This window comes from Oscillospiraceae bacterium (assembly GCA_025758045.1).
Taxonomy (GTDB): Bacteria; Bacillota; Clostridia; order Oscillospirales; family Ruminococcaceae; genus Gemmiger.
Genome location: CP107208.1, coordinates 3,018,672 through 3,031,164, shown reverse-complemented (window position 1 = coordinate 3,031,164; position 12,493 = coordinate 3,018,672). Strand labels below are relative to the sequence as shown.

Here is a 12,493-nt window from a genome sequence, read left to right as displayed (position 1 = left end):
CAGGGAGGGGAGTATATGAAGATTGCATTTTACCAAATGCGCCCCTTCGACGAGCAGGCGTATATCGAGCAGTTCAGCAGGGAGTTCGGCATCGACTACGTGACGATCCCCGGCGCACCCTGCCCGGAAAATCTGGACAAGGCCGCAGGCTGCGATGCCGTCAGCCAGAATCCCTGCGAAATTCTGCCCGAGTACGTCGAGGCCTGGGCCAGGATGGGCGTAAAGTACCTGCTTTGCCGCAGCATCGGCTACGATCATATCCCGCTGGAGACCGCCAAAAAGCTGGGCATGCGGGTAGCCCACAGCCACTACCCGCCGGAAGGTGTGGCCAACTACGCCATCATGCTGATACTGATGTGTACCCGCAAGATGAACCAGACCATGCTGCGTGCCGCCGCCCAGGATTACACGCTGCCCGGCAAGATGGGCAAGGATCTGTCCAACTGCACGGTAGGCGTCATCGGCACCGGCAAAATCGGCCGCACTGTCATTGCCCATTTGCAGGGCTTTGGCTGCAAAATTTTGGCCTACGACCTGTACCAGAGCGACGAGGTGGCCCAAATGGCCGAGTATGTCCCGCTGGACGAGTTGTACGCCCGCAGCGACGTCATCACCCTGCACACCAATGCCACCGCCGAGAACCACCATCTCATCAATGCCGAGTCGCTGGCCAAGATGAAGGACGGCGTGCTCATCGTCAACACTGCCCGCGGTGCGCTGATCGACGAAGAGGCGTTGATTGCTGCGCTGGAAAGCGGCAAGGTCGGCGGCGCCGGGCTGGATGTGGTCGAGGAGGAGAACGACCTCGTCTACTTCAACCGCGTCGGCGCTGCGCTGTCCCACCGCACGATGAACATCTTGCGCAGTATGCCCAACGTCATCGTCAGTCCCCATAACGCCTTTTATACCGACGTGAACGTGGCCAGCATGGTGCGCAGCGGCTTTGAGGAACTGACAGACTTTGCCGCGGGCCGCTCCAACCCCTGTGAGGTGCCGCTGTGACCGTGGAGCCCGGCCGCAGCGGTGAGAACTGGGATGACCTGCCGCGCATTGCGGCAGGGGACAGCTTTGACTTTGCCTGCGCCGGGTGTGGCGGCTGCTGCCGCGGACGGCGGGATCTGGTGCTGTCCGGGTACGATCTGTACCGCATCGCCCGGCGGCTGGGGTTGTCGCCCCGCATCGTGGCGGGAGCGTTCTGCAAAAGCTACCTGGCCCCGCAAACGCTGCTGCCCGCCCTGCGCCTGACCCCCGACCCCAGGACCGGAAACTGCCGCTTTTTTGAGGGCAGCGCCTGCGCCATCCATGCGGCGCGGCCGCTGGCCTGCGCGCTGTACCCGCTGGGGCAGAGCATCGACCCTGTGACGGCGAAAATCGAATATTACGTGCAGACGCCGCTTTGCGGGGCGCGGACAGACGGTGGCCGTGTGCTGAACGATTACCTGACCGATGCTGCCATTTTGGACCGTGCGGGCATCGACACCCGCTGGGCCGTGGTGTGTACCCGCTTGTCCAAGCAGCTGCAGGCTGCCGCTGACCACCCGCATTTTGCCGCTGCCGTAAAGCGTGTGGAGCGGGCACTGTATTATGACTACGAACTGGGGGACGATTTTTACCCGCAGTTCCAACAGAATATTGAGATTTTGCAGCCGCTTTTGGAGAAGCTGCTGGCATAAAAAATACCCGGACCTTATAAAAAGGTTCGGGCTTTTTGTTTAGATGAACATTGAACGAAAATAGAGGTGTAGGGGTGGATACTTGCATCGACCCCTACAGATAGGGTTCGAGCCAATCAGCAGAAGAAAAATCCGCCCGGCCGCCCGGTGCAACAGCAGCTTAGCAGCTGGCAGAACATCATATACAGCCAGAAGGACAGGCAGAACCGGCCCGGATTGCCGCTGGGCTGGGCGTAGGGCTGCTGAGACCCAGCGTAGCTTTGGCCGGGATTTTGCAGCTGGTCCAGCAGGTTTTGGTAGGCGTAGTTGTTGGGCTCCATGTTCACGGCGGTGCGGGCTTCGTCCCGGGCGCGGATGTTATTGCCCAGGCCCTGGTTGGCCAGCGCGGCGTAGTAGTGCCACTGGGCGGTGCGCTCGTTCTGGGCGATACCGTTCAGGGTGTTCAGGGCTTCCTCATAAAATCCGCTGCGGATGTAGTTGGCTGCGGCGCGCAGTTCGGGGCTTTCCTGGCCGGTGGTGTAGGTCTGGCGCGCCCCGCCGGAGGTGCTGTAATACCCAAACCCGAACGGCCCAAAGCCAAACCCGCCGGTTCCGCCGCCAAAGGGGTTGCCGTACTGCTGGTTGTAGCCGCTTTGCTGGCCGTATCCCTGCTGGCTGTAGCTGCCCTGGGGATTGCCGTAGCTGCCATAGTTCTGGCCGCCGCTCTGCTTCATCCGCATGATCTCGCTGTAGGCGGCCTGTACTTCTTTAAAATGCTCCTCGGCAGTTGGGTCGTTGGGGTGCAGGTCGGGATGGTACTGCTTGCATTTCTGGCGGTAGGCTTTTTTGATGGTCTCGTCGTCGGCACCGGGGGTGATGCCCAAAACGCTGTACGGATCGGTCATTTCTGCTTCCCCTCTCTGTGCTTACGGATCGGCGCATACTTGCTCCACACGCCGGAATAAATGGTATTGTACAATAGTTTCCCCTCCGGGGTCTCTTTTAATATGGGCAAAAGTTCAAACTGCTGGGCGCACAGCCCCATCTGCTGGGTCAGCAGGTCGTGGCAGCGGTCCTCAAATTCAGTGGGGGGCAGGGTGTCGTGCAGCTCTTGCAGCGCGTTGAACTGCCCCTTGCGGGCATCCTTGGGCAGGTCGTCGTAGGCGTCCATTAAATAGATGAATCCGCCCAACCCCCGGCCCATGGCCTGCAGGGTGGGGGACCAGATGTCCTCCCGGCAGGCGAACACCGCGCCCAGCAGGTCGCCAAAGGCGCGGCATAAAGCGTCCAGATCATGGGAGCCTGCTTTTTCCAGCGCGTTCAGCGCCTCCAGCTGTGCCGTGATGGCTGCTGTCTGGCGGGGCCAGTGCTCCCGGATGGCGGGCAGATACCCTTCCAGCTTTTTGGCTTGCCGCAGGCTGGCACGGCTGTGATCGTCCTGCCAGTTGTCTAAAAAATTGTAGTACGCCAGCGCGATGGTCATATCGGCGGCGTAGTCCAGAAATTCGTTGGCGGCGCGGGGCCGTGCCTTGATGGGGTGCGGCGCGCACCGCCCGGCGGAAAACTGCGTCTGTGGCTCATACAGCGCCGTGTGCAAAATGGCGATAAATGCCAGATCGTAACTTAACGTCAGCTGGCCGGGCAGGCCGTACTTTTGGCCCAGCGTGCGGCACAGGCCGCAGTAGTAGGCCTGGTAGCGGTCCAGCTCCGGCTTTTCCAACCCTTTGTGGTAGATGGTAACATACCCGAACATGGTGCGTCAACTCTTTTTAATGAACTGGTTGTGACACTTGGGGCAGGTGATGGAAATTTTGCCGCGCCCGCGGGGCACCCGCAGCTGCTGCCCGCACTGGGGGCAGCGGAAGTAGCGGTACTGCTTGCGCTGCTTAAAGCGCAGGATGTACCGGTTGGCCCAGTCCACGACTTTGTTTTGCAGGGTGAGATATTTTAAATTTTCCGCATATCGTTTGGAACGGTTGCGGCTGAGCACCCGGAAATAGCTGTAGATCAGCAAAATCAGCCCCAGCCAGTACAGCACCGGGCTGACCCAGGCTCCCACAATGACCAGAATAAACGAAACAATGCAAAGGAACCCGCCCAACTGGTCAAACCCATACCGCCCGGACATAAACCGCTGAAACCAGCTTCGCATAAAAGAAAACCACCTTTATTATAGTCTACAGGCTATTATCCCACACAAATATTGGCAAATCGTGAACAGGAGGGGAAAAGAGTTTGAACAAATGGGGGAAACGAGAACGTCAATAGCATTTTTTGCAGGGGGTATATCCCCAGGCAATGGCTTGCTCTACGGTAACTTCCATAGGATTTTCCATATTACTACAGCCTGGACGGCGATGGTATTTTTTCCCGTTTTCAGTGATATAGACATAATTTGAAGAAGATGTGCTAGTTCGTGGCGAATTGGCACTATCTTGGGGAGGAGTAACCGAAGATTGAGCGACAGAAACTTGCGGAGAAGTGGTTGGCTCTATTGTTGGAATGGGTGTAAGGGTCGGTGTTGGAGAAGGCGAGATAGAGGGGGACGGCGTGGGTGATGGAGTTATTGTAGGAGTAGGAAGGGGTGTTGCGGAAGGGGTGACCTCTGGAATTGGTGTGGGGACAAAAGAACTACTGGAAGTTGCCATAGAAGAAACCATAAGTTCTCTAATGTGATTGCGTTCATCACGGCGGGCACCAATTGCAGATATGGAGAAACAAAGAAGAAGAAAAAATAAAAGAGCAACTACACCGCATACGGAAAGACATTTATTCCTATAGTCTTTGATTTCACGCTTTAGGCGGCTAATTTCTCGATTGCGAGAAACAAGAGACAATGGGTTTTGAATATGCCCTTTATGTTGTTCGTTTTCAAGTTCCAATTCTTGTAAGTGTTGAATGCGTTCCTTTTGAGCAGACGCATAGTTTCTATACTTGTCTAAAAGTTTTTCCCATAAAGATTGAAAAAGATTCATAACGACCTCGCTATGCAAAAATCGTATTACTCAACGCACCAGTTTCACCACGCACTCAACAGTTGTTTCAGTTTCCAAGGGAAGTTCTTTCACTTCCTCACCATCAACAGGCACAGGAAAATTGAATACGATCTTCTTTATCCAGCTTCCGTCTTTCCTTTTCTCCGGGAACATCTCAATTCGCTCGATAAAGGCCTTCATAAACTCCTTCTGCTCCGCTTCCGTTGCGGAATGGTAGACTTCATCAAATGCCAGTAACAAGCGATAGATATTGTCACCGGAAATCTTCTCCTGCTGTATGTTGCGGATCTGACTTTGCAATTCGCCAATCTGAACTTCGATTTCCTCTATGGTATCATACTGCTCATCATAGCGGCGCTGCAAGTCTAAAATCTTTCTGTCATAGTGGACATCGTTGATGTCCAAGGTATCCATCTGACGCTCCAAGCGACTTTTCGTTCCAAAGGCTTGCTTTAGCTGCCCTTGCAGAACGGCGATCTGCTTTTCCATATCCTCTGTATCAACCGCCGTTCCGATTTTCGCTTGAATCGCTTCCACAAACCGGGGATTGTTGACCATAGCAGAAATAATCTTCGCCACAAATTTATTGATTTCCGTCTGCTCGATATTCAGACGGAAGCTGCACTCATGCCCGGTGGGTGTAACCGTATTTTTGCAGTAGTAATAATACCGTGTTTTTTTGTCCTTGCTGTGCGCCTTGGCGATATTGCCGTACATACTCTTACCGCAGCATGGGCATTTCAAGATACCGGACAGGATGTGTGCATGGTCTGGATTGTTGACCTTTTCCCGCTTGAAAGAATTGATCTTGCGCTTTTCCTGTGCCAGATACCAATCTTCTTCGGAAATGATAGCTTCGTGCTGTCCTTCATAAACCGGGAACTCCGACTGCTCAACCACGTGCATCTCGTTTCTTGTACCCTGTTTCTTTTCTGTTCTTCGTCTGCCGTAAGCAATCTTTCCCATATAAACAGGATTGTACAATACATTTTTCACAAAATCTCTTGAAAATCCCGGAATGGTATTATTCTGTCTTAGTTTCTTTACATAACCATTGCGGTTCAGATATTTTGCAACTCCTGTAACACCCTCGTTTGTATGAATATAACGATCATAGATTACTCGGATAACTTCCACTTCATCCTCTGCAATGACAAGGTTTCCATTTTCCAGTTTGTATCCATATGGAGCGAAACCGCCGTTCCATTTGCCCTCACGAGCCTTTTGCTCACGTCCTGCCATTGTCTGTGTGCGGATATTTTCTCGCTCAATCTCTGCCACCGCAGACAGCACAGAGATCATCAGCTTTCCTGCATCCTTGGAGCTGTCAATGCCATCCTCCACGCAGATCAGATTGACACCGAAATCCTGCATGAGTTGCAAAGAGTTCAGAACGTCCGCTGCATTTCTGCCAAATCGGGACAGCTTAAAGACCAACACATAAGAAACATCATCTTTGCCGTCCTGGATGTCATTCAGCATCCGTTGAAACTCCTGCCGCCCTTGAATGTTCTTGCCGGAAAATCCCTCGTCAGAATACTCCCCGGCAACGATCATATCCTCGTATGCCGCATACTTCCGTAGCTTGTCACGTTGGGCATCCAAACTGTATCCGTCAACCTGCATCGAGGTGGACACTCTTGTATAAAGATAGCATTTAAGTTGTTTCTTTTTCAGAATCTCCACCTCCCTCATTCCTTCCTTTTACCATAAGTCCCTCGTTGCGGATATAATACTCCAAAAGCCACAGCACATAATTCGGTGCATGGCGGTTGTCCAATTCCCATTCAGTCATAGTCCGGTAAGGAATATGGACGAGCTTGCAAAAATCTTTCCGATTCAGTCCTGTACTTTCACGCAACTTTATAATTCTGTTTTTACAATCCATCCGTCTTTTCTCCACAAAAGCAAAAAATACACGTTGCGTAATCATTATAGCATAGCCATAGCGAATACGCAACGTGTACATTGCAAATTTTACGCAGCCTTATCCGTCAAAAGCTGCGCTTGATTACTTTCCTCGGAATGCTCCACTCCCTGCGGTGCGTCCTGTTCCAATTTATCCAAAACCTGATGTCCATATTTCTGGAGCATCTGGCTCATAACATCCACACAGCGGTCAAATGCCGCATTATATTTCGCTTCCTCATAATATTTCTTCAATAGGCGATTCCTCCATCAAAGTTCCATATCCTGTCCACGCTTCCGGGCAGGGTGTTCGTGTTCCTGTGTTTCCTTTCCTCTGATGAGGATAGAATTGATAAAAGCCCGAACCTTTTCGGATGCGATTTCAAGTGCATCCAGAAAGGGTTGGGCTTTCTGTTTGAGTTCCATATATTTTTCGTTTACCGCTTCATACCGCTGCTTCCAGATGGAAACCGTCTTTTCTGCGGAAGCCAGTTTTTCTTTCAGACGCTTGTTGTCAGCATTGGCGATAATGCCATTGACCGCATAGCGTTTGAGTGTGTCGCATTCATCCGGTGTCAGCGTGATATTGTTTCCGAATGTGGCTTTTTTGCCCATTGCTTCAATGTCCTGCACTGTCAGCGCAATGGTCTTTGCCGCCTTGGTTTCCTTTTGCAAAGATTCCAGTTTCTTTTTCTGTTTTGCTGTGGCAGCTTTGGCATCCTCCAAATTCTGTTCTGCCTGTGCCACCTGCCCGGTCACAGCTTCCAGCCGCTGCTGTTCTGCCTGCACCTTGAACTGGGTCACAGTCAGATGTTCCTCGGTGCTTCCACGTTCTCCACGCTCCAGATCGGTATATCCGGCAACTCGCATGAAATGAAAAAAGTCATCCTGCAACACACTGTAGGATGACCTCAAAATCTTTTTTCCTTTTGCGTTCAACATTGGATTACCGTCCTCGTCAAGCACCGGCTTGGACTCCCATTTCTTACTGCGGCTGACCTGTGTGATGACCTCCTTAACGGTTCCCCGGAGGGCTTCATCCTTGCATCGCTTCGACCAAAGGATTTGCTTTTCCACCACCGGGATATAAACCACATGAAGGTGGTAGTGGTACACCTCCTCGCCCAGAGCTTCGGACATTGCCCGGTTGCGCTCATCGGCGTGCATCACAGCGGAGAGGATATACTGCTCACCACCTACGATCTCCGCAGCAGCTTTGTAGGCATCGGCATAAAACTGTTTCGCAAATTCATAGCCGCCATGATTGTAGAAATAAGCGGAATTCACATCAAATACCAACTCACCGTATTTGACGGCATCCGGTTTCAAACCTCTGGTGGAGATCACGCCGTCTTGTTCCATCTGCTCAAACATTTTTACATAATCGTCCGTGGGTGCTTTGAAATGGACGTTCAGAGAAGTGCGTTCCGGCACGATGTCCTGATTGCTGTAGCTGTCCTTTTCACGCTCATTGTGTTCCTGTACCTTAGCCACATCTGCCGGGTTTCCCAAGTCCTGATTTCTGGCTACGGTATGGTCTATTCCATCATTTCTTGCCATGGATTTTTTGTCCTTTCTTTGGAATTTGCAGACAGCGGGGAGCTACGGAGAGGCACTTTTTCAAAGTGTAATAACCCACTATGACACTTTCATCCATACTGGCTGCAAAGTGCCGTGGGCTCTCCGAGGGCTCTCCCGAGGGGGAATGCGGACACTGCGGTGACCTCTGCTGACCAAGGCGAAAATGTCTGCAACTTTTCTTGTGGTCAGCCCGTCTGCATCAAGCCGTTTTGCGAAACTTGCTCTCGCAGACGGCAGCAGTGAAAACCGTATTTTTCACTGCCCGTCCACGGTACTTTTTGCAAAATCCCGTGGACATAGAAACAGCCCAAACAGAAGAAATGTGCTGTTTCTATCACGAGCGTTTTACGCTCTTTTGCTGCGTACATACGTACCAGCCAATGGGATTTACTCGACCTGCCGCCATTCCTCCGGAATGTCATCCGGTACGTACGTACACGGCGAATTTCCGTAAAACCCATTTATATGAGATCTTGCCACAGCCTCCACACCCATAAATCCCCATACCCGCCGTCCAGCAGAGTTGGTGATGTTGTTGCAATGCTCCAGATTAAATTTCTTGGCATTGGCAATCATGGCGTCGCTGAAGCTACGGGCTTTCAGCGGAGCAAGGGAATTTTCCTCGCACCACATCCGGTAGATTTCATAGAAATCCTTGGAGCTGATGGAGGCATCCGCTTTCAATCGGATGTATCCCTCCGACTCCATGAAATCAAAGATATTGTTGTTGTCACGCTTGACCGCTTCCCGGTTTTCCCGGATACGGTCACTCTCCGTAAACTTAAAGTTGTTGGCAACAAGCCGCTGTAAGCCTTCAAATGCCCACAGGAAGATACCCTCGGCTTCAGCTTTCATCTTCTCTGCAAGGTCAGGATCATCGGCTCTGTCCATGGGCTTTTCTTTGGTGGTCAGCACAAGTTGTCTGCGGTAAAAACCGTCGCTGCGGTCATACAGAGCTTGCAGATCGCCGTTGCTGAATGCCAGCAACCGGGCAAACATCCAGCCCTGATAACTCTGCTTTCCCTTGCGTTCCAGATCCATCTTGCCCTGTGCAGTCACAATGGATTTTACATAGTTGGTCTGACGCAGAGCTTCCATCCGCATATCATCATCCACGCACAGCAGGATGTGTTCCAGATCAGCACGGGCGAAGCGGTTTTCGGAAATTTTTCCGATGCTGCCGTCTTTCATATTCGTGCCGAACATAGCGGACAGCACCGCACCGATTTGGGATTTGCCCTCGCCGCCGTTGCCCTTAATCACCATCATGCGCTGCCCCTTGTTGGAAGGAATCAGGCAGTAGCCGATGAATTCCTGCAAGGTAGGAATGTCCTCCGCATGGAGCAGACCATCCAGAAAGTTCAGCCAGATCACCGGCGCAGGAGCATCGGGCTTGTAGGCAATCGGCAGACGACTTCTTACGATAGCCGGTTTGCCCTCGGTGAAAGTTCCGTTCAGCATGAGCGTGCCGTTGGCAACATGGATGCGATCCTGTTCCGGCGGGAAGTCAGGCTCTTGCGCTTCCAGTTTCAGCACTTCCAGAATGTTGGTGATCTTCCGGGGAATGTTGTTCACGGCACAGAATTTCAGCTTTTCGTAAATCTCACCACGGAGAGGAAGATCATCCGTCACCCGACCGTCGGGCGTGAAAAAAGCTCCGTTTGCGAAGATGATTCTGCGCTCCTGCAGAAATTCATCACAAAACAAAGCTTCGTTAATGTTCTGCCCATCAAACCACATGGGCAAGTTCATATCAGGCGTTTTCCGGTTCTTCGCCACGGTGTGCCACCTCCTTTTTCTTTCGTGTGATGTACTCTTGCAGAAAAGTAATTTTTCCCTCCTTCATCAGCTCGTCCACCAATGCCACCCGCTCTTCCAGATCACCCACGGTCAGCACATCTGCCATATATTCGATAGGACAGTGCATCTGGCAGGCTTCCACAAAACGATCATCCAGAGCCTCCTCCGGTGTTTTGGGTGCATACCGCACTTTCCAATCTTCCAGCAGATGCAGATAATCCGTCAGCACCCGGAAACACAGCATTTCATCCTCCCGGAACTGACGGATATAAGGACGCTTTGGCTTGGCCATAGCTGCGGCAGTGGGCGGTTTCGGGTCAAGTCCGAAGTCCGAAGCCAGCTTTTGCGCTGCTTCATAGCTGCTCATATTGAACAGCCTTGCCACAAGGTCGATCACATCTCCCTTTGCTCCACAGCCGAAGCAGAAGAAATAGTCCTCATTCAGCTTCAAGCTCGGATGCCTGTCATTGTGGAACGGGCAGCAAGCCATACCGTTTCGGTTGACTTTCAGCCCGTAGTGTTCGGCGGCTTGCTTGACACTGATTGCCGCTTTGATGGTTCCATAGATTGTCATAAAAAACCCTCCGTTCATAATATTCTGGAAAGCACGAAGCACCCGCAGTGATTGGCAGGTGCTTCGCTCCTTCTATTATGGTTATGACGGATTTCTCAAAAAACAGGCTAATCGGAGGACAACTCCGTTTCAAAAAACAGGACAACTTATTGATAGATGTAGATTTCTTTACATTAGCATGATACAATTAAGAAAGTGAAAAAACAGGACAGGAGGTAAGCATGAACCAAGAATTGATGACATTGGACTTCTGGCAGGATACGGTCATATATGAGGGCAAAACATTCCCTGTCGGCACGCTTGCCTGTGATGCGCTGAATGTTCCTGCGGATACTATTACAAAAATGAACGAGCAATGCGAGAAAATCAATCTGCTGCTCGGGATGCTGAATGCCGGACAGGATACTTCTGCACTCTTTCCTATGGCAAAGGAAGCTGCATTGACAATGTTAGAGATTCTCAGCAAAACGCCGCCGTTCTCCTATATGGATATACCAAAGCACCGGGAACGAATAGAAAGGGGCTTTACTGCGGACAATGCTCTGAAATATGTGGAGTTTGCCATAAAAGCCGTAACCAATTCTTTACCGTTCGAAGAAGTTCCGAAATATGCTGATGCGGTGATGCTCCAGCGCTATACCGCAGTTTTCGGGCATCTGGCATACTCCCTTGGGGAATACCAAACGGCCATGCTTGATTTTGCAGAAAAATCGGATTGCAACGAAGCAGACCGCACCGCAGAGGGCTTTGCCAAAATGTTCGGTAGCTATTTCACGCCGGAGTTCTCCATCGCTGAGGGCAATGCCTGGATGTCTACCCTGAACAATTCCGTTCAGTATGTATCCGTCATCCGTCCCGGCGAAAAAGTTGCGAAGCTGGTCAAGCGGATGCACTATGTATCCTTTGTGGGGATGTTCCGGTCTGATCTCTTTGAGGGCCTGTGTGTTGGTCATGCACCGAAGAAATGCAAAATCTGCGGCAAGTGGTTTCTGACCACCAACGCACGGCACACCAAATACTGTGGCGGCTATGCACCGGGGGACAAGCTGCACCGCACCTGTCGGCAGATCGGCAACCTGAAAGGCAGAGAACAACGGGAGCTTGCGGACGATCATCCGGTGAAACAGATTTATGAGAAACGACTGAACACCATAAACCGCTATGTGAAGCGTGGTACTCTGGACGCTGATCTTGCAGAGGTTATGAAAAAGCTGGCAAAAGATAAGATGCTCCGGGCATTGAGCAATGTAGCCTATGCCAAGGGAGCTTATGAAAAAGAAATGGATCAGGCGGCTTTGAAAAAGGAAGCAAGTGCAAAAATATACAAAGAAAGGGACAAACATGAATAGAAAAGAACTTAGTCAGAATCATTGGAAATACTACTTAATGCTCGAAAAGCGTTTTGTTGAATCAATAGAGTTTGTAGAACTACATGAGGACAATTTTGATGCATTTTCTAACGGATATGCCCTCTTAATTCAAGCCATAGGGGCAGAGTTGGATACTGTATTCAAAGAGTTTTGCAGTTTCAATACAACGGATCGAAAAACGGTTGCAGACTATGCACAGTATATTTTGACCAACACACCGGATATAAAAAATCAAAAAATCAGTGTACAGGAATACGATATCGAAATACAACCGTTTATGAATTGGGATATTACCCAGCCCGCACAGTCGTTGCAATGGTGGGGAGCATTTACAGATGTCAAGCACAACCGCTATGAGCAGTTGAAGCAAGCAAAGCAGGAGAATGTACTAAATATCTTGGGAGCTTTGTATTTGATAGAAATGTTGTACTTGAAGAAAATCACTGATGGGACAGACGAATTTGATGTGTTTGATGAATCTTCCAACTTGTTTAGTTTGAAAAACTGGACTTCTAAGGCTGTGCCGCTGAGCCAAGCTTTTGCCGTGCTAAGTGATATGATGGACGACGAAAATAATACTACTAACAAAAAGTTCGATGCATAATTACTGTC

Annotated in this window: 14 protein-coding genes; 4 read left to right on the top strand and 10 right to left on the bottom strand. The window is 51.0% G+C overall.

The window, feature by feature from the left end; translation table 11 throughout:
- Positions 1-15 precede the first annotated feature (15 nt).
- Entirely contained in the window at positions 16-1,002 is a 987-nt protein-coding gene (locus OGM81_14245) for a D-isomer specific 2-hydroxyacid dehydrogenase family protein (protein UYJ43458.1), read from the top strand.
- The gene (locus OGM81_14240; GenBank protein ID UYJ43457.1) at positions 999-1,673 is read left to right on the top strand and encodes a YkgJ family cysteine cluster protein; all 675 of its coding nucleotides are present in this window, start codon (positions 999-1,001) and stop codon (positions 1,671-1,673) included. Before OGM81_14245 ends, OGM81_14240 begins: the two co-directional genes overlap by 4 nt.
- A gap of 116 nt (positions 1,674-1,789) precedes the next feature.
- On the opposite strand, the gene OGM81_14235 is transcribed toward OGM81_14240, so the two are convergent.
- From OGM81_14235 to OGM81_14190, 10 genes are all read right to left on the bottom strand, one after another.
- Positions 1,790-2,557 carry a DnaJ domain-containing protein gene (locus tag OGM81_14235; protein UYJ43456.1) on the bottom strand — a complete coding sequence of 256 codons (768 nt, stop codon included), beginning with the start codon at positions 2,555-2,557 and terminating at the stop codon, positions 1,790-1,792.
- The gene (locus OGM81_14230; protein ID UYJ43455.1) at positions 2,554-3,405 is read right to left on the bottom strand and encodes a DUF5685 family protein; all 852 of its coding nucleotides are present in this window, start codon (positions 3,403-3,405) and stop codon (positions 2,554-2,556) included. The genes OGM81_14235 and OGM81_14230 overlap by 4 nt, the downstream gene beginning before the upstream one ends.
- A 6-nt stretch (positions 3,406-3,411) precedes the next feature.
- Positions 3,412-3,804 carry a hypothetical protein gene (locus tag OGM81_14225; protein ID UYJ43454.1) on the bottom strand — a complete coding sequence of 131 codons (393 nt, stop codon included), beginning with the start codon at positions 3,802-3,804 and terminating at the stop codon, positions 3,412-3,414.
- A gap of 109 nt (positions 3,805-3,913) precedes the next feature.
- Entirely contained in the window at positions 3,914-4,627 is a 714-nt protein-coding gene (locus OGM81_14220) for a hypothetical protein (GenBank protein UYJ43453.1), read from the bottom strand.
- Between the two features lie 30 nt (positions 4,628-4,657).
- Positions 4,658-6,274, bottom strand: a complete 1,617-nt coding sequence (locus tag OGM81_14215; protein UYJ45017.1) for a recombinase family protein — start codon at positions 6,272-6,274, stop codon at positions 4,658-4,660.
- Positions 6,275-6,305: 31 nt separating this feature from the next.
- Positions 6,306-6,536: a helix-turn-helix domain-containing protein gene (locus tag OGM81_14210; protein ID UYJ43452.1), complete on the bottom strand. Its 231-nt coding sequence runs from the start codon at positions 6,534-6,536 to the stop codon at positions 6,306-6,308.
- Between the two features lie 89 nt (positions 6,537-6,625).
- Positions 6,626-6,811: a hypothetical protein gene (locus OGM81_14205; protein ID UYJ43451.1), complete on the bottom strand. Its 186-nt coding sequence runs from the start codon at positions 6,809-6,811 to the stop codon at positions 6,626-6,628.
- Between the two features lie 15 nt (positions 6,812-6,826).
- On the bottom strand, positions 6,827-8,116 hold the full coding sequence (locus OGM81_14200) for a plasmid recombination protein (GenBank protein UYJ43450.1): 1,290 nt from the start codon (positions 8,114-8,116) through the stop codon (positions 6,827-6,829).
- 408 nt (positions 8,117-8,524) lie between these two features.
- Positions 8,525-9,889 carry a phage/plasmid primase, P4 family gene (locus OGM81_14195; GenBank protein UYJ45016.1) on the bottom strand — a complete coding sequence of 455 codons (1,365 nt, stop codon included), beginning with the start codon at positions 9,887-9,889 and terminating at the stop codon, positions 8,525-8,527.
- Between the two features lies 1 nt (position 9,890).
- A complete protein-coding gene (locus OGM81_14190) occupies positions 9,891-10,511 on the bottom strand; it encodes a CHC2 zinc finger domain-containing protein (GenBank protein UYJ43449.1) in 621 nt (206 codons plus the stop codon).
- Positions 10,512-10,732: 221 nt separating this feature from the next.
- Between OGM81_14190 and OGM81_14185 the strand changes: the two genes are divergently transcribed.
- Both OGM81_14185 and OGM81_14180 read left to right on the top strand, forming a co-directional pair.
- Positions 10,733-11,860 (top strand): DUF6076 domain-containing protein, encoded by a 1,128-nt coding sequence (locus OGM81_14185; GenBank protein UYJ43448.1) that lies wholly within the window; start codon positions 10,733-10,735, stop codon positions 11,858-11,860.
- Positions 11,853-12,485 carry a hypothetical protein gene (locus OGM81_14180; protein UYJ43447.1) on the top strand — a complete coding sequence of 211 codons (633 nt, stop codon included), beginning with the start codon at positions 11,853-11,855 and terminating at the stop codon, positions 12,483-12,485. Before OGM81_14185 ends, OGM81_14180 begins: the two co-directional genes overlap by 8 nt.
- Positions 12,486-12,493: the final 8 nt, after the last annotated feature.

What these genes read in the sequence shown, in the direction of transcription:
- OGM81_14180 (UYJ43447.1), top strand. Translation starts at nt 11,853, where the DNA reads ATGAATAGAAAAGAACTTAGTCAGAATCATTGGAAATACTACTTAATG.
- OGM81_14245 (UYJ43458.1), top strand. Translation starts at nt 16, where the DNA reads ATGAAGATTGCATTTTACCAAATGCGCCCCTTCGACGAGCAGGCGTAT.
- OGM81_14215 (UYJ45017.1), bottom strand. Translation starts at nt 6,274, where the DNA reads ATGCAGGTTGACGGATACAGTTTGGATGCCCAACGTGACAAGCTACGG.
- OGM81_14225 (UYJ43454.1), bottom strand. Translation starts at nt 3,804, where the DNA reads ATGCGAAGCTGGTTTCAGCGGTTTATGTCCGGGCGGTATGGGTTTGAC.
- OGM81_14190 (UYJ43449.1), bottom strand. Translation starts at nt 10,511, where the DNA reads ATGACAATCTATGGAACCATCAAAGCGGCAATCAGTGTCAAGCAAGCC.
- OGM81_14185 (UYJ43448.1), top strand. Translation starts at nt 10,733, where the DNA reads ATGAACCAAGAATTGATGACATTGGACTTCTGGCAGGATACGGTCATA.
- OGM81_14220 (UYJ43453.1), bottom strand. Translation starts at nt 4,627, where the DNA reads ATGAATCTTTTTCAATCTTTATGGGAAAAACTTTTAGACAAGTATAGA.
- OGM81_14210 (UYJ43452.1), bottom strand. Translation starts at nt 6,536, where the DNA reads ATGGATTGTAAAAACAGAATTATAAAGTTGCGTGAAAGTACAGGACTG.
- OGM81_14200 (UYJ43450.1), bottom strand. Translation starts at nt 8,116, where the DNA reads ATGGCAAGAAATGATGGAATAGACCATACCGTAGCCAGAAATCAGGAC.
- OGM81_14235 (UYJ43456.1), bottom strand. Translation starts at nt 2,557, where the DNA reads ATGACCGATCCGTACAGCGTTTTGGGCATCACCCCCGGTGCCGACGAC.
- OGM81_14230 (UYJ43455.1), bottom strand. Translation starts at nt 3,405, where the DNA reads ATGTTCGGGTATGTTACCATCTACCACAAAGGGTTGGAAAAGCCGGAG.
- OGM81_14195 (UYJ45016.1), bottom strand. Translation starts at nt 9,889, where the DNA reads ATGAACTTGCCCATGTGGTTTGATGGGCAGAACATTAACGAAGCTTTG.